Raw genomic sequence first — 16,351 nt, 5'->3', positions numbered from 1 at the left:
CATCAAAAATAACGCTACGGAAGACCTGTCAAACGCGCTGGAATTCACCAAAAAGGTTGAATTATCAACACATTCGAGGCTAAATACGGCCTCTTGGACAAGGCCTAACCCGAGCTTCTCCAAGTGTCTTTCTCCCCTGCAACTTATGCGCAGGAAAGTTTCTTTTCAGCCTCCTTATTCTTTTCAATTTCCGTCATTTCATTGCTTTTCGCGAAATCGCAACCATCTGGCAAGGTTAACGCATCAATAAGCCGCATCTCAGCCTTGACGTTTGCGTAAGATGGATGCATAGGCAGAGTGACTACCGTATAGATCCCATCTTGACCCGCGAGCGAGCCAACACTCCTTGACGCTTTCGTCAGATGGAGATCCAGGATCATCGGCCAGACAACCTGCCTCCCGCAACAGGAAGACATCAGAGACGGATATGAGTGAAGCCCTCTCCATTCGCGACAATGAGAAGATCGTCGAAATCGTCGCCGCGCGTGACAGCAGCACCAAGAAGACCCAATTCACAATCGGCGAATTGGCGAAGGAATTTGACTGCACTCTGCGAACCCTGCGCTTCTACGAAGACAAAGGCCTGTTGAACCCGCGCCGGGAAGGCCTTAACCGGATTTACACGCGGCGGGATCGTGCGCGGCTGAAGCTCGTGCTGATGGGCAAGCGTGTTGGATTTTCTCTGACAGAAATTCGCGATATGCTGGACCTTTATGATCTGCGCGATGGTCAAGCCACTCAATTGCGCGTGGCTCTGGCCCGTTTCAACGATCAAATCACCGTGCTGCAAACGCAGCGCTAGAAATTGACCAGGCTGTTGACGAGTTGTCACGCACGGTTGAAATCGTCTCGGGCATGTTGCGTCACCGCGAAGCCGAGGAAGCTGAAAGCGCCGAACTGGAGATTTCGGCCCGCTCTCTGGAGTAAGCCATCCTTTTCTCACGTTGTAGCACCGTGATCTTCCTCTCCCTTGCCTGCTTTTTGACCTGAAGGTTTCTTTTACCGTTTTGAACGGCAGATCCCTTCAGGTCTTTTTTTTGCATGACCTTCCCTTACGACACGGCTTGTCGGGCATCTCAGTCAAGCCTATATTGCTCTCAAGGTGACGTTAACGGAAACGTCACCGCCTTGAGGTGGGCAATCTGGGAGGAGCGCCATGCCGAACTATATCGCACCCGTCGATGACACTCTGTTTCTCTTGCGGGAGGTTCTGGGTTTTGATGCTCTGCGGGACTTGCCCGGGTTCGAAGAGGCAACGCCAGATACCGTAGAGGCGATCTTGCGCGAAGCGGCGAAATTCGCCGAAGAACAAGTTCTGCCTCTCAACCGGATAGGCGACACACAAGGTTGTCACCGCCAGGAGGATGGCACCATCCACACTCCAAAGGGTTTCCGGTCGGCTTATAAGGCATTTTGCGCGGCAGGCTGGAGCACACTCTCGGCAGAAACGACTTACGGTGGCCAGGGCTTGCCGCATACACTGGCGACACTCGTCAACGAATACCTGTCCTCTGCCAACATGGCCTTTGCCATGTACCCCGGCTTGACGGAAGGCGCCATTGCTGCCCTGTCACTTCATGGCAGCGAACCACAAAAACAGATGTTTCTGCCTAAGATGATCTCTGGCGAGTGGACCGGCACAATGAACCTGACCGAACCGCAGTGCGGTACGGATCTGGGCCTTATCCGCACGAAAGCCACACGCCAGAAAGACGGAACCTATCAGCTTTCCGGCACCAAGATTTTTATCTCGGCAGGCGACCACGATCTGGCCGACAACATCATCCATCTGGTGCTTGCCCGCATTGAGGGCGCTCCACAGGGAACCAAGGGTATTTCTCTGTTCGTGGTGCCACGTCAGCTCATCACCGCCGATGGCACGCCGGGGGCCGCCAATGGTGTGAGTTGCGGCAGTCTGGAACACAAGATGGGCATTCACGGCAATGCCACCTGCGTGATGAACTATGACAACGCGGTCGGCGAACTTGTAGGCGAGGAAAATAAAGGCCTGCGCGCCATGTTCACGATGATGAATGAGGCTCGGCTCGGTGTCGCCGTGCAGGGGCTGGCCCTGTCTGAAGTCGCCTATCAGAACGCGGCCGCCTATGCGCGTGACCGATTGCAGGGACGCGCCTTGAAAGGCGCTGCCTATCCGGACGAGCCCGCTGATCCGCTGCTTGTTCATGCCGACATTCGCCGCATTCTGCTACGTATCAGGGCTTTCAACGAGGCTGGTCGCGCTCTGGTGCTGTGGACGGCCTTGCACGGCGACCGGTCGCATCACTCTCCCAATGCGGCACAGCGCGAACTGTCACGCGACATGATGGAACTGATGACCCCTGTTTTGAAAGGCGTCCTGACTGACACCGGCTTTGCCAATACGGTGCTGGCGCAGCAGGTCTTCGGTGGGCACGGCTACATTGCCGAATGGGGCATGGAGCAATTTGTGCGCGATGCCCGTATTGCCATGCTCTACGAAGGGGCCAATGGCATTCAGGCGCTGGATCTCGTTGGCCGCAAACTGCCCGCAAACGGTGGTCGTGCGCCCATCGCCTTTTTCAACGAGCTGACGGCTTTCCTGAGCGATACGGCAGCCGATAATACGCTCTCCTCATTCACACAACCTCTGAAAGCAGCTCTCGACGATCTGCAAAAGGCCACCTTATGGCTGATGGATGCCGCGGCCAAGGATCCCAATCACGCAGGCGCTGCGGCAACGGATTATATGCACCTCTTTGGTCTGGTCGCCATGGGATACATGTGGGCGCGTATTGCAAAGGCGGCTCATGACCGGCTGAATGAGACTGAGGCCACAGAAATACAGCGTTTATCCGTAAAATTGACGGTGGGATTATTCTTCATGACTCATATGCTACCGGACACAGCGACGCATCTGACCCGTATCCTCGCCGGGGCGGACAGTGTCATGGCACTGGATGAAGCTGATTTTTGATGAAAAGGCAGTTGGCAGCGGACACAAAAGGCTGTTGTCATCACCAGCGAAAGATGTGGAGCAATCCTGCCTGATCTTTCTTTCAGAGGAACCAAGCGCATGTCCGAATTCACGCTGCACTGCTTCGCTCAGTCCGGGAACGCCTATAAGGTGGCGCTGATGCTGGAGCTGTCGGGTGCAGACTGGACACCCGAATGGATCGACTTTTTCAACGGTGCGGCCCGTTCCGATGCCTTTCGGGACGAATTGAACGAAATGGGCGAAATCCCGGTGCTGATCCATCGCAACATGCGATTGTCTCAGTCCGGCGTCATTCTGGAGTACCTGAGCGAGCAGCTTGGCACTTTTGGCTGGCGCACACCTGCAGAACGGCGCGAGATCTTTCGCTGGATCCTGTTTGACAATCACAAGCTCAGCGGGCTCACCGCCACCCTTCGGTATCTGCGCATGTTCGCCAAGACAGGGGAAACGGACGTAACCGCCTTTCTGGAAGCGCGCGTGGTCAGTGCCTACAGCATTTTGAACAAGCATCTGGAAGGCCGGACCTTCATCATCGAAGACCGCCCGACCATCGCCGATCTGTCGGTGTGTGGCTATCTGTTCTGGCCAGATGAAATCGGTATCGACTTTGCCCCTTACGAGCACATGAACCGCTGGCTCGACCGCATTCGCAAGCTGCGCGGCTGGAAAGCACCCTACGACCTGATGCCTGGACACCCGATGCCTGCCACCGCCTGATCGCCTGTTTCGTGGAGGAGACACATAATGCCGGACGCCTATATTTTCGACCATATACGCACACCGCGTGGACGGGGAAAGAAGGACGGCGCCCTGCACGAAGTCCCCTCCGTCCATGCCTGGCAGCGCACCCGCTGGAGGCCTTGCGGGATCGCAACGCTCTTGAAACCCGCAACGTCGATGACGTCATTCTGGGCTGCGTCGATCCGGTAGGGGAAGCTGGTGGTGACATTGCACGGGCCGCCGTTTTCACGGCAGGCTACGATGTGACCGTTCCCGGCATGCAGATCAACCGCTTCTGCGCGTCGGGTCTTGATGCCGTCAACATGGCCGCCGCACAAGTCATGAGCGGACAGAACCGCCTGGTGATCGCAGGTGGCGTCGAATCCATGAGCCGGGTCGGACTTGGCGCCTCGGGGGGGCATGGGCCGTTGACCCCCAGGTCGCCCTGCCCTCCTATTTCATGCCGCAAGGCATCTCCGCTGACCTTATCGCCACCAAATACGGCTTCAGCCGCGCCGACTGCGATGCTTATGCGGTTGAAAGCCAGCACCGTGCCGCTCGGGCCTGGGAGGAAGGCCGCTTTGCCGCTTCCGTCATGCCAGTGAAGGATGTCAACGGCATCACCCTGCTGGCACGTGACGAACACATGCGCCCCGAGACCGCGTTGACCACTCTGTCCGGTCTCAATGCTTCCTTTGAAATGATGGGGGCGATGGGTGGGTTCGACGCCGTCGCCGTACAGGCGCACCCAGAAGTGGAAACCGTGACGCATGTGCATCACGCTGGCAATTCCTCAGGCATCGTTGATGGAGCTGCCGCTGTACTGATCGGTTCCAAGGCCGCTGCCCGCTCAAACGGCCTCATGCCACGTGCCAGGATCAAGGCCTTTGCCAATATAGGCTCCGATCCAGCCCTGATGCTGACCGGGCCGGTGGATGTGACACACAAGCTGCTCAAGCACGCCCGCATGACCCTGGCGGACATCGACCTTTTCGAGGTCAATGAAGCGTTCGCTGCCGTGGTGCTGCGCTATCTCCAGGCTTTCGATCTGGATCCAGCGGTCGTCAACGTCAACGGCGGCGCTATTGCGATGGGACACCCGCTTGGCGCGACGGGGGCCATGATCCTGGGCACCGTATTGGACGAACTGGAGCGTCAGGACAAGACGACGGCTCTCGTAACATTGTGCATTGGTGCCGGTATGGGCACAGCAACGCTCATCGAGCGGGTGTGAGGACACGCATTATGAAATCAGTCGACAGAAACAAGGCTCGGCTTGAACTGAACCGGCGGCAAGGCTTCGAAAGCCGGTTTGGCAAACAGGTAGCCCTGGACCAGATCAACTCCCATATCGCACAGCGTGGCGAACTCTTCCCGCGTCTCGACACCCTCGACGAGAACACGAATGTTCAAGTCCCGGCACATGGCAAGCGTGTGCCGCAAAATGATCTGCCGGGTCGGGTCGGTATCGATGGAACGCACCAGCGCCATATCAATCTTGACCAGATCCGGCGGGAAACTGGCAAGCAGGTTGAGGCCCGAATAACCCGCCCCGAAATCGTCGATGGCGGTGGTGAACCCGTGCCGCCGGTACTCGGTGATGATCGCCTGAACATGGGCCGTGTCGGTCAGCCTCTCGTCTTCGGTAAACTCGAACATGATGCGGCTGACATCAAAGCCGGTTCGCGCCGCAGCCAAAAGCGTGGTGCGGATACAGGCAGCCGGCTCATACACGGCGTTCGGCATGAAATTGATCGACAGTCGCGTGTCATCCCTGGGAAACAGGCGAGCGGCCAGTTCGATCGCCTTGACCCGGCAAGCCTGGTCGAAACGATAGAGCGTGACCGGCGTCAACCGCGAGAGAACAGTCTCGGCCCCCTCGCCGTTCCGCCCGCGAACCAGCGCCTCGTAACCCCAGATGCGCTCCCCACTCACCTCGATGATGGGTTGAAACGCCATGGAAAAATCGAAGTCGAGCGGCACAGCTTCGCGGCAAGCAACACAGGTCATTGCAGCACCTCTGGAGAGCATTTGAGAATTTATGATTCTCTGCACCATACCAGTGTGAATTCTACCAATTCGTTAGCACCCAGGGGTTTGCGTCTGTTTCTTTCTCCCCGGAGGACATCATGACCTACACGAACTTCACGCTGGAAATCGACACCGACGGCATCGCGCTGATTACCTGGGACATGCGCGACAGATCGATGAACATCATTGACGTCTCAGTGATGCAGGACATGACGCGGATCATCGACACCATCACCACGGATGATGCCATAACCGGTGCGATCCTCACGACCGGCAAGGACACGTTCACCGGCGGCGCCGATCTGGACATGATCCGGGGGCTTCTGACGAGCTATCAGTCAGCGCGTCACGAGGATGCCGAGGCGGCCGCAAAAACCCTGTTGGAAGGCTCTCGCGCGTTGTCGCGGATCTATCGCAAGCTTGAGACATGCGGCAAACCTTTCGTCGCCGCCATCAAGGGCATCTGCATGGGCGGGGGAACTGAACTGGCGTTGGCGTGCCACGCGCGTGTTGTGGCCGATACCCCTGCCCTCAAGATTGGGTTGCCGGAAGTCAAGGTCGGCATCTTTCCCGGTGCCGGTGCCACCCAGCGCGTCATGCGCATCTGCGATCCTCAGGCTGGTCTGCAATTCCTGATGCAGGGCAAGCCGCTTGATGCCGCCAAAGCAAAGGCGATGAAGCTCATTGATGCCGCCGTGCCCGAGGCCGACCTGATCGAAACTGCGAAAACCCTGTTGCGCAACGGGGTGTCGCCGCTGAAGCCATGGGATCAAAAAGGCTTCAAGCTGCCTGGTGGGCCCATCTATTCGGCACAGGGATTTCAATTCTGGCCTGCCGCCGCCGCCATCTATCGGAGAGAAACATACGACAATTACCCCGGCGTCCGCTATCTGCTGCAAGCCGTGGTCGAGGGGCTGCAATTGCCGATGGACCTCGCCCTTCAGGTCGAAAGCCGATATTTCGCCAAAGTGCTGCAAACGCCTGAAGCGGGCAACATGATCCGCTCACTTTTTCAGTCCCTGCAAGCCCTGAACAAGCTGGCAAGACGCCCCGTAGACGAGCCGCCAACGCATCTCAAACGGGTCGGCATTCTGGGGGCTGGGTTCATGGGGGCCGGGATTGCACATGTTACCGCAAGTGCCGGGCTGGACGTCACCCTGATCGATCAAACCCAGGAAGCTGCCGACAAAGGCAAGGCCCACTGTCGCAGCCTGCTGACCAAGGCCATCCAGCAGGGGCGTCTGGATGAAGCGGCACGAGACGCCATTCTGACACGCATCACCCCGACAACCGACTTTAGTGCTCTGAGCACCTGCGATCTTGTGATTGAGGCCGTTTTCGAGGATCGCGCCGTCAAGAAAGACGTGACGCAGCGCGCACTCGCCACGATGAAGCCAGATGCAACCTTCGCCTCCAACACCTCCACCCTGCCGATTACGTCCCTCGCAGACGCGGCTGAAGATCCGACACGCTTCATCGGAATCCATTTCTTCTCGCCAGTGGACCGCATGATGCTGGTTGAAGTGATCATGGGGCAGAAAACTGCGCCTCATGCGCTCGCCGTCGCTCTCGATTACGTCAAGGCCGTGAAGAAAACGCCGATCGTCGTCAACGACAGCCGCGGCTTCTACACGACGCGCGTGGTCATGACCTATGTGCGAGAAGGCTTGCTCATGCTGGAAGACGGTGTTCCGCCTGCGATGATCGAGCATGCCGGGCAAATGGCGGGGATGCCGGTCGGGCCATTGGCGCTGGCTGATGAAGTGGCGCTGGACCTTGCCTGGAAAATCGCCCAGGCTGCAAAGGCAGATGCAGGCAAGGCCTATCACCCCTCTGCGTTAGACGAAATCCTCGAAAAGATGGTTGTCACCCGGCAACGCTTCGGGCGCAAGAACGGCAAGGGCTTTTATGACTACGATGGCAAAGCGAAGTCTCTCTGGCAGGGTCTCAGCGAGATCACCGGACCAAGCAGAGCTGCCGAAGACTTTGACATCGACATGTTGAAGCAACGCCTCTTGACGATCCAGGCGCTGGAGACCGCTCGCGTGTTTGAGGAAAAATGTCTGACCGATGTGCGGGAGGCTGATATCGGTTCTATCCTCGGGTTCGGTTTTGCCCCCTTTACCGGCGGCACCTTGAGCTACATCGACATGGTCGGCACCAAGGCGTTCGTATCCCGCTGCTGGGACTTTTCCCGCAAGTATGGCGATCGTTTCAAGCCTACTCCGCTGTTGCGTGAAATGGCGAAAAATGCGGAGACCTTTTACGGTCGCTTTACGGAAGTTGATAAAGATAGTGGCTCTGTTCGCGGCTAGGATGTGAAACCAAGCCATCAAGCATTTTTGGCAGAAAAGACGCATGGACATTGACACGAGAAAAGATCAGGCAAATTATTGAATAATATTGTTTGTTAAACTGGAGCTCAAACGGAGTACGTCTTTTCACGTATTAATGATCTAATATATTTGTTTAATATTGTCGGAAAATTAAAAATAAAACTTCTTGATGTATTTATTTTCACTGTGCAAGCGAGGCATTTTGCTTGATCAAACAACCAATTATTGAATGGGTTACATCAGGTCCTCTCGTTGGCCATGGAAGATTTGATCAGAGCACGCAATCTGAATTGGGCGTCTCTGTTGGAAGAGCACGGCCTGCCGCATGTCTCAGGCGAGGACAATAACGTCCACCTGCCGCTCGAAAGAGTCTTTGCCCTTTTCGAAACGGTTGCGGCCCGGTTGCAGGACGATTCCGTCATGGCAAACCATTTCGGACGCAGCAAACTCGGCTATGGAGGCATCTTCGACTACCTCACGCTATGCAGCGACAGCTTGAGGATGGCGCTGCAACTGATCGCGGAATTCTATCCGATCCGAAGCAACAGCCTGCGCATGTCGCTGACAGAAACCGACAGTGTCGCCATGCTGGAGCTTTACGTCCCAACCCATCTCGGGCCGAACCGTCAGTTCACGCTCGCACTGTTTTCGCTTGTGGCGACGAGGCTGTACTCAGGGCCTTCAGGGACAAGCCGGCGAAGTGTTTGTCGAAATGGCTGTGACGGCCCCTTCCAACCCACATATCCTGCGCGCGAAATTCGGAGACAACTTGCGGTTCGAGAAGACCACGAACCGGTTGATCATCCCCGTGCATTTTCTGGATCTGAAACCACCAATGGCGGACCCCAACCTGTTGCCAATTGTCAAACAGGCGGCGCAGGCCGCGCTGGATATTGCCGCCCCTCAGGCCAATATGACAGGCATCGTCAATGAGGCAATCACACGCGGCTTGAGCGAACAGGAATTCAGCATCAATCAGATTGCCGCCAAGCTCAATCTGTCGTCGCGCAGCCTGCAAAGAGCCCTGGATGATGAAGGCACCAGTTTTCGGGCCTGCCTGGAAAATGTCCGTCAGGTTCTGGCGCTGCGGTTCCTGACCGAAACGTCGAAATCAATCAAATCGATTTCCTATGAACTCGGCTTTGCCGATACCAGCGCCTTTTCGCGCGCGGTGAAGAAATGGTTTGGCCAATCCCCCCGCGCCGTCCGACAACAGCAACCAACGCCGCCGCCATCCTCTCCGGGGGACTAATCGCCCTTGTCAACCGCGCCCAGCCCCAGCGCACGCCGGCATCACATTCTTGCGCAAGACCGCGAGCGAATGCCCAGAAACGTTGCGTTTCACCGCGCAATTCCCTACCTAAGAGGAATGGCACTCGTGACACTGGACGACTGATGGCAGACAACACACTTTCCCGATTTCTCGGCGGGTCTCCCGCGCATGTCGCTCTGCGACTGATTTTTCTGTCCTTCGTAGTCGGCGTCATCCTGACAGCGCTTGACCTGCAACCGCTGGAATTGTTCGATATGGTCGGGCGCTTCTTCCAGCGCATCTGGCATATGGGTTTTGATGCTCTTGGCAGCCTTGGTCGCTATTTCCTCGTTGGTGCGGCCATCGTCGTGCCTATCTGGCTCATCTTGCGCCTGCTCGCGATGGGAAACCGACGCTAACGCAAAACGATCGGGCAGGACTTGCTGCAAAATGTGGGGCTTGCCTCGGTTCAGGACTGGGCGTCCTGCCATGCCAGTGCCTGCAGCGAAACAGCGTCAGGTGCCGGTCGGCCACCTCACTGGCGTCGACCGAGTAGCCGCCACCCAAGACGCCGACCAGCGGCAAGCCTTTGCCGCGCACAGAGCTGATCACCATACGGTCACGCTCAATGAGGCCCTCACGGGTCAGCGACAAACGTCCCAGTCGATCGCCTTCATATGGGTCCACGCCTGCGTTAAAAAACACCAGATCCCAGCGGCGTAAGTCCAGCACTTCATCCAGTACGCCCTGCAGACATTCCAAATACGGCGCATCCGTCAATTGGTCTGCCAGCCCCACATCCATGTCCGAGCGTGCTTTCCGCACCGGATAGTTCTTTTCGGCATGCACCGACAATGTGAAAACGCTGTCGTCCTCGGCAAAAATATCCGCCGTGCCATTGCCTTGATGCACGTCAAGATCAATCACCAGCGCCTGACGAATGACGCCATGCGCCTGCATCACCCGGATGGCGACACCCACATCGTTGAAAACGCAAAAACCTGCGCCATGCAGACGCCCTGAATGATGGCTTCCACCAGCTGTGTTGCACGCCAGCCCCTGCTCAAGTGCCAGATAGCCAGCCAGGACGGTTCCCCCGGTGGCAAACCTTGCACGCATCGTTACGTCTTCCTTGATCGGCAAGCCAATTTCCCGCTCGATCTTCGCAGGCACGTCCAGATTGAAAATTCCACGCACATAAGCGGGATCATGCGCCAGCTCCAGCCACTCCACTGGCGCCGCACGAGGGCGGTGAAACTTGTGTCCCCGCAGCAGGCCTTCCTGCTCAATCAGCATGGCCACCTGCTGATATTTGTCCATCGGGAAACGGTGGCCCGGCTTCAGGTCAGCGTGATAACGGGGATGGTGAACAAAGGCGACACTCATGGCGTGGAGTATAGATCTGCACGACCTTGCGGCAAGTCCATTAAATCAGCAAATCGACCTTGACCGGAGGACGTTTCTCGCGCCATTGACAAGGGTACGTTTAAAGGACTTCCCATGACTGCCCCCAGCCCTCTGTCACCACTTCAGCCTCATGCGATCCCGGATGTGACCCATCGACGGGTCTTCGGCATTGCCGTGCCCATGACGCTCGCCTTTCTGTCAACGCCGATGCTGGGCATAGTGGATACGACGGTGACCGGGCGCCTGGGGGATCCCGCGCTGGTGGGCGGCATTGCCGTGGGCGGCGTGATCTTCGATCTGGTCTTCAACTCGTTCAATTTTCTCAGAACGGGCACGACGGGGCTGACATCGCAAGCGCTCGGCGCGCATGAAGACACAGAGATCGGCGCCACTTTCCTGCGCGCGCTTTTCCTCAGCATCTGCATCGGCGCGGTGATGGTTCTTGCGCAACTCATCATTCTACGCGCCGGACTGTGGCTTATCGGCGGATCCGCAGAGGTTCAAGCCGCAACCAGCGCTTATTTCAACGTCCGCATCTACAGCGCGCCCTTCCTGCTAGCCAATTATGCCGTGCTTGGGTGGTTTCTCGGTTTGGGCCGGGCACACACGGGCTTTGTGCTGCAAGTGTTTCTAAACGCCGTCAACATCGTTCTGTCAGTGCTGCTGGGCTTGCATCTGGGTATGGGCATCGAAGGCGTTGCGCTGGCAACCGTCATTGCCGAAATCTCCACCTTCGTGCTCGGCGTCGGTCTGGTGATCACCAGCGTTCACGGCAAAACCTGGCCTGCGCGCAGTGTCGTCTTTCAAAAAGACAAGCTGTTGCGCATGATGTCGGTCAACCGCGACATCATGATCCGCTCGTTCTCGCTGTTGATCGGCTTTACCTTCTTTACCGCCCGCTCCGCCGCGCATGGGGATGTGACCCTGGCCGCCAACGCCATTCTGGAAAAGCTTTTCATCACCGGCGCCTATTTTCTCGACGGACTGGCAGCCGCCGCAGAACAGCTCTCCGGCACGGCGGTCGGCGCGCGCAGCCGTCCGCATTTCGTCAAGGCAGTCAAACTGACCCTGTTCTGGTCGCTAACACTCTCGCTCGTGCTGTCGCTGTTCTATCTGACCGTCGGTCACGCGATGATCGACCTGATGACAACAGCCCCGCTGGTGCGTGAGCAGGCCAGAATTTATCTGCCATGGGTGGCCGTCATGCCCATCGCGGGCGCGCTGGCGTATCAGATGGATGGGGTGTTCATCGGCGCAACCTGGTCAACCGACATGCGCAACATGATGGTGCTGTCCCTGGCAATCTACATCGCTGCTTACTATTGCCTTGCACCGATCTGGGGCAACAATGGTCTTTGGTTGGCGACCGTGATCTTCGTCAGTTGCCGTGGGGTGTCGCTCGCGCTGATGTGCCGCAAACGGACCCGCACGCACTTTGCAGCACAGGCCACCTGACAACACTCGCGCGACGCAGAAGACACCTTGTTTTGCCAGCACATGAGTGAGCGCTCCGGCAGGTTGTAACTCAGTCGATTTCGCGCAGAGCCCAGCTTTCGACACTGCTGTCACGCGCGTCACGCAAGGACGCATAGCCACCCTCGTCAAGACGCGCCACCAACCCTTCCAGAATAGAAGGCACCAACGCCATGCCTTTGAAGACCAAGGAGGAATAAACCTGAAGCAGATCGGCACCTGCGGTAATTTTCTGCCAAGGCAGTTTCCGCACTGTCGATGCCACCAACACCAATCAGCGGCAAATCCGGACCGACGAGTTGGCGGGTGCGGGCCAGCATGATTGTTGCCCGGCTGAACAGCGGGCGACCTGACAGCCCCCCCGCTTGATCCCTGTTCGGATCAGCGGACAGACCGTCGCGTGACAGGGTCGTATTGGAAACGATCAACCCATCGAGGTTATGCGTCAGAACTTCGGCTGTGATGTCTTCAAGTTCGGGCTGCGACACATCGGGAGCAATTTTCAGGAACACCGGCACGGTAAAGCCCGTGGCATCGGCCCTCTCGTCGCGCTCCTGCATCACCTTGCCCAAAAGCTCGGCCAGAGCCGCGCGCGCCTGTAGATTTCGCAGGCCCGGCGTGTTGGGCGATGAAATATTGACGGTAAAGTAGCGCGCTACCGGATACATCTTGCGGATGCCCGCCACATAATCACCGACGCGATCATCCGTTTCCTTATTGGCTCCAACATTAATGCCAAGGATACCACCGCGAGCATTGCGACGCTGCAAGCGCGCAAGCAGGGCGGAATGACCGTCATTGTTGAATCCATACCGGTTGATGACCGCTTCATCGTTAAGCAGCCGAAATGCCCGTGGCCGTGGATTGCCTGACTGCGGCTTTGGCGTCACGGTTCCAACTTCGGTAAAGCCGAAGCCCGCCCGCAGCAGGGCATCAGGCACTTCGCCATTCTTGTCGAAACCGGCTGCCATTCCAAGCGGATTGGCGAACAGAAGCCCGGCCACTGACACTGCAAGACGCGGGTCCATAACCTTGCGCTGTGGTGGCAGCAGGCCCTTCTTCAACGCCTTGAGCGTCACGAGATGGGCTGTTTCGGCGTCCAGTTTGTGCAGACCACCCAGCGCCAGCCTATCGATGAAGGAAAAAGTCATTGATCCAGATCCGGAAAGTCATGAACACCGTTGTCGCCGACTGGCAAAGGCTTGACCCAACGGGCAGCGGACACAGGCAAGGGGGCATAGAGATGCGGGAACAATGCGCCGCCACGCGATGGCTCCCAGCGCAGTGCAGCGCCGAAGGTTTCCGAGTCAAACGCCGCAAGCAGAAGATCGGCCTGACCGGCAAAGTGCTTCGCAGCCGTTTCGCCAGCCTGCTCGGCGGTCGAGAAATGAATGTAGCCATCGGCGAGATCCACCGGTGCACCCTCAAAGACGCCATCCGCAACAGCCTTCTCCCAAAGCGCGCGAGGCACAATCTTGTAGATACCGACCATCTCCATCATCCTTCTGGTTGTTGCCCGTTGTCCCTTGCGACCCGAGAGCGTGAAACCCTGCACAAAACCGCCTGCGCAAAGTGCGCGGAGCCTATAACCCGACCCGCCACCAAACAAGATACCAATACGCGCCTCGCTGGAAATTCATAGGAAATTGGCAACCAAGACAATCATCAGCACGCCCAAACCGGACGGAACCGGCTATTTTGAATGAGACAGCCTAGGGAACCACTCCGGAAATACGCTTTAAAGGACGGCATGAATTGCGGAACCTTGCCTGAGGCCAACAGAGTGCACCGGATCTGCCGGCTTGTAACGACTGACGAGTTTTCACCGCTCTTGCGCTGACGAGCCCGGGCCTAGTGAAGGATTTTGCATGAACGGAGGGGAATATGCTGCTGCATGAGCAAGTCTGGGAGGGAATCGATCGGCTTGCCCTACGCAACGGCCTGTCCACATCCGGTCTGGCAAAAGCAGCCGGACTAGACCCCACTACCTTCAACCGCTCCAAACGCTTCGCCACCGATGGCCGACCCCGCTGGCCCTCGACGGAATCGCTCGCCAAGATCCTGGAAGCCACTGGCGAAAGTCTGCAAGACTTTCTGGATGGCACCACCCAGCGAAAAATACCGGCGCGTCCCCGTGGCGACGACGGTTTCGAATTGCCGCTCCTGCGCTGGCAGAACATCAGCCTTGGCGAAGCCTTTCGGGATGATGGCAGTCTGAAAGGAGGACTGTGGGGCACACTGGATTTTGGCAGCCCAAAGCGCAAACGCACGCTGTTTGCCCTCGAAGTGCTCGACGCCACCCTCACACCGCTTTATGGTCCGGGCACCGTCCTGATCGCTGATCGTCATTCCGCCCTGCGCAAATCCGACAGGGCATTGATCGGTTGGAAGGATGGTCATCTGGAAGCGATGATCTTTCACAAACGCTCAAGCGCAGCTATCATTTTCGAACACCCCGCACATGTCGGGGTCGAGATCAGTGCAGCGCGCGAACAAATTGCCTGGACCGCCCGTATTCTATGGGCAAGCCAGTAGCAAAATAGCAATGCTGCCTGTGGCTCAATGGAGCGCACCGGCTGTGCCAAATGATTTGCCGCATAGCCGAAGATCGACGGCAACAGGAGCAGCGCCGACCCGGCGTTAATTGAACGTCATGAGTTTCTATCGCGCTATTCGGACTCCAGTGCTGCTGCTCGCCTTCGCAGGAGGCGCAGTTGCATGGCTTGTTCTGGTGCCACCGCCGCGCATGCCGGAGGACCAAAGTGCTGCCGAAAGGGCTCGGCGCGCGCATGAACGGCAACGCCCTGTTATTGCGGCAAAGCCTGTCGATCTGGACAAGATTGCTGCGGCATCGGCAGCACCTCTGCCCGTGCAACTGCGCAATGTTGCCCCGAACGGCGTTGTGACCCCAATCGTTTCAGCTCCGCTTCAGCGGTTGCCGGATGCCATAAACCCCAACCCTGTACTGGAACCAAAGCATGTTGCCGACATCGCCTTGCCGAAGGAAGCCGTGAAACTTGTCCGGCCAACGGTGCCCGAGGCGGGTGTGCTGCTAGCGGGCGACATGCGCATCCATCTGGCTCATATCAGGCCGCTGACCCTTGCCACAACCTGCGCCGCAACGACCGGCGAAAACTGGCCCTGCGGCGCCCGCGCGCGCACCGCCATGCGTGGTGTCTCGCGCGTGTCGCAAATCACCTGCGATCATTTTGTGAAACAAGGCCCGCAAGACTTTGTGGTACAGGTGCCATCGCTACAATATTGATCTGTCGAAATGGCTGGTGACCTACGGCTGGGCCGAGCCAACAGACGACGCCCCAGATGATTACAAAATCTTGGCCGAGACTGCGCGACAAGAGAAAAAAGGCCAATGGAACAGCAATTGGCAGCCCCTCCTGCCATCACTTGCGGCTGACAGCGCCACAACGCCCGGTGTTGATCCGGATCTGAATGATCTGGATCTTGCGGCCGACGATTCTCCATCCACTCCCGATACGCTTCTTTCTGGCGAACCCACGACCCTGAACCAGTTGCTCGGCCAGCCCGCCACCACCCCGACGCCCAGTCAGTGAACAGCTTTACGCGCGGCTACGCCTCGCTGTCCGTTAAACTCACCACCGCATTTTCTGGTCCTTCGATGGTCAGAGTAACGCCATCGGGAGTGAAGGTGCGATCCAGAACGGTCAAGCCGGACTGCGAAATACGGCGCTCAATCTCGGCGCTGTCGGCGAAGGTCGCGTCCACCGTACCAACGGACGTCTTGATGTAGGGAATGAGCAGCGCATTGTTAATGGCAGCGGCCGCCGCGCCAGAATAGGCTCGGGCGAGACCACCACCACCCAGTTTCGTGCCGCCGAAATAGCGCACGACGATCACACCAACATTGATCAGTTCTGTACCGATCAATACTTTCAGCGTCGGCATACCGGATGTGCCGGAGGGTTCGCCGTCATCCTTGCCGCTTTCTTCGATCTGACCGTCCTCCAGAAGACGGCGATGCGCGGTGACGAAATGATTGGCCTTGCGATGCTCGCCGCGCAAAAATTCAAGCTTGGCGTCAAACTGATCAAAGGGCACCAGAAAGGCGAGAAACCGGGATTTCCGATCCTCCAGATAGCCTTCTACTTCCTGTTCGATTGTTTTAAACGCCATTATCGA

At 57.6% G+C, this 16,351-nt stretch carries 14 protein-coding genes and 4 pseudogenes; 12 read left to right on the top strand and 6 right to left on the bottom strand.

What is annotated here, in order from left to right; translation table 11 throughout:
• Nucleotides 1-143: 143 nt before the first annotated feature.
• Nucleotides 144-380, bottom strand: a complete 237-nt coding sequence (locus tag AC0L7U_RS16040) for a hypothetical protein (RefSeq protein ID WP_473692064.1) — start codon at nt 378-380, stop codon at nt 144-146.
• A gap of 47 nt (nt 381-427) precedes the next feature.
• Here AC0L7U_RS16040 and AC0L7U_RS16035 point away from each other — a divergent pair.
• From AC0L7U_RS16035 to AC0L7U_RS16020, 4 genes and pseudogenes are all read left to right on the top strand, one after another.
• Nucleotides 428-927 (top strand): annotated as a pseudogene (locus AC0L7U_RS16035) (MerR family transcriptional regulator).
• Between the two features lie 229 nt (nt 928-1,156).
• Nucleotides 1,157-2,953 (top strand): acyl-CoA dehydrogenase C-terminal domain-containing protein, encoded by a 1,797-nt coding sequence (locus tag AC0L7U_RS16030; protein ID WP_473692062.1) that lies wholly within the window; start codon nt 1,157-1,159, stop codon nt 2,951-2,953.
• A gap of 99 nt (nt 2,954-3,052) precedes the next feature.
• A complete protein-coding gene (locus AC0L7U_RS16025; RefSeq protein ID WP_473692060.1) occupies nt 3,053-3,691 on the top strand; it encodes a glutathione S-transferase family protein in 639 nt (212 codons plus the stop codon).
• A 27-nt stretch (nt 3,692-3,718) separates the two neighbouring features.
• Nucleotides 3,719-4,928, top strand: a pseudogene (locus AC0L7U_RS16020) (acetyl-CoA C-acetyltransferase).
• Nucleotides 4,929-4,945: 17 nt separating this feature from the next.
• On the opposite strand, the gene AC0L7U_RS16015 reads toward AC0L7U_RS16020, so the two are convergent.
• Complete coding sequence (locus AC0L7U_RS16015; protein WP_473692058.1) at nt 4,946-5,704, bottom strand: EAL domain-containing protein; 759 nt, start codon at nt 5,702-5,704, stop codon at nt 4,946-4,948.
• Nucleotides 5,705-5,823: 119 nt separating this feature from the next.
• On the opposite strand from AC0L7U_RS16015, the gene AC0L7U_RS16010 reads away from it, so the two are divergent.
• From AC0L7U_RS16010 to AC0L7U_RS15995, 4 genes and pseudogenes are all read left to right on the top strand, one after another.
• The gene (locus AC0L7U_RS16010; RefSeq protein ID WP_473692056.1) at nt 5,824-8,040 is read left to right on the top strand and encodes a 3-hydroxyacyl-CoA dehydrogenase NAD-binding domain-containing protein; all 2,217 of its coding nucleotides are present in this window, start codon (nt 5,824-5,826) and stop codon (nt 8,038-8,040) included.
• 279 nt (nt 8,041-8,319) lie between these two features.
• Nucleotides 8,320-8,646, top strand: a pseudogene (locus tag AC0L7U_RS16005) (AraC family transcriptional regulator ligand-binding domain-containing protein); the annotation flags it as partial.
• A gap of 115 nt (nt 8,647-8,761) precedes the next feature.
• Nucleotides 8,762-9,313 carry a helix-turn-helix transcriptional regulator gene (locus tag AC0L7U_RS16000; protein WP_473692054.1) on the top strand — a complete coding sequence of 184 codons (552 nt, stop codon included), beginning with the start codon at nt 8,762-8,764 and terminating at the stop codon, nt 9,311-9,313.
• 143 nt (nt 9,314-9,456) lie between these two features.
• Nucleotides 9,457-9,732 (top strand): DUF6460 domain-containing protein, encoded by a 276-nt coding sequence (locus AC0L7U_RS15995; RefSeq protein ID WP_473692052.1) that lies wholly within the window; start codon nt 9,457-9,459, stop codon nt 9,730-9,732.
• Here AC0L7U_RS15995 and AC0L7U_RS15990 read toward each other — a convergent pair.
• The gene (locus AC0L7U_RS15990; RefSeq protein WP_473692050.1) at nt 9,695-10,699 is read right to left on the bottom strand and encodes a histone deacetylase family protein; all 1,005 of its coding nucleotides are present in this window, start codon (nt 10,697-10,699) and stop codon (nt 9,695-9,697) included. The two genes, AC0L7U_RS15995 and AC0L7U_RS15990, sit on opposite strands and share 38 nt — an antisense overlap.
• 114 nt (nt 10,700-10,813) lie before the next feature.
• On the opposite strand from AC0L7U_RS15990, the gene AC0L7U_RS15985 reads away from it, so the two are divergent.
• Complete coding sequence (locus AC0L7U_RS15985; RefSeq protein ID WP_473692048.1) at nt 10,814-12,175, top strand: MATE family efflux transporter; 1,362 nt, start codon at nt 10,814-10,816, stop codon at nt 12,173-12,175.
• Between the two features lie 70 nt (nt 12,176-12,245).
• On the opposite strand, the pseudogene AC0L7U_RS15980 reads toward AC0L7U_RS15985, so the two are convergent.
• A pseudogene (locus AC0L7U_RS15980) lies at nt 12,246-13,344 on the bottom strand (quinone-dependent dihydroorotate dehydrogenase).
• Complete coding sequence (locus AC0L7U_RS15975) at nt 13,341-13,685, bottom strand: DUF952 domain-containing protein (protein ID WP_473692046.1); 345 nt, start codon at nt 13,683-13,685, stop codon at nt 13,341-13,343. The pseudogene AC0L7U_RS15980 and the gene AC0L7U_RS15975 overlap by 4 nt, the downstream one beginning before the upstream one ends.
• A 392-nt stretch (nt 13,686-14,077) precedes the next feature.
• Between AC0L7U_RS15975 and AC0L7U_RS15970 the strand changes: the two genes are divergently transcribed.
• From AC0L7U_RS15970 to AC0L7U_RS15960, 3 genes are all read left to right on the top strand, one after another.
• On the top strand, nt 14,078-14,728 hold the full coding sequence (locus AC0L7U_RS15970; RefSeq protein WP_473692044.1) for a helix-turn-helix domain-containing protein: 651 nt from the start codon (nt 14,078-14,080) through the stop codon (nt 14,726-14,728).
• Nucleotides 14,729-14,846: 118 nt separating this feature from the next.
• Entirely contained in the window at nt 14,847-15,458 is a 612-nt protein-coding gene (locus tag AC0L7U_RS15965; protein ID WP_473692042.1) for a hypothetical protein, read from the top strand.
• Complete coding sequence (locus AC0L7U_RS15960) at nt 15,427-15,765, top strand: hypothetical protein (RefSeq protein ID WP_473692040.1); 339 nt, start codon at nt 15,427-15,429, stop codon at nt 15,763-15,765. Before AC0L7U_RS15965 ends, AC0L7U_RS15960 begins: the two co-directional genes overlap by 32 nt.
• Before the next feature lie 16 nt (nt 15,766-15,781).
• Here AC0L7U_RS15960 and AC0L7U_RS15955 read toward each other — a convergent pair whose 3' ends face one another.
• Nucleotides 15,782-16,345, bottom strand: coding sequence for a YigZ family protein (locus AC0L7U_RS15955; RefSeq protein ID WP_473692038.1), 564 nt, complete (start codon nt 16,343-16,345; stop codon nt 15,782-15,784).
• Nucleotides 16,346-16,351: the final 6 nt, after the last annotated feature.

The sequence above is a fragment of the Roseibium sp. 10G30-5 genome (genome assembly GCF_055809635.1).
The sequence above is the reverse complement of the archived record's forward strand: the minus strand, read 5'-3'. Positions and strand labels throughout refer to the sequence as shown.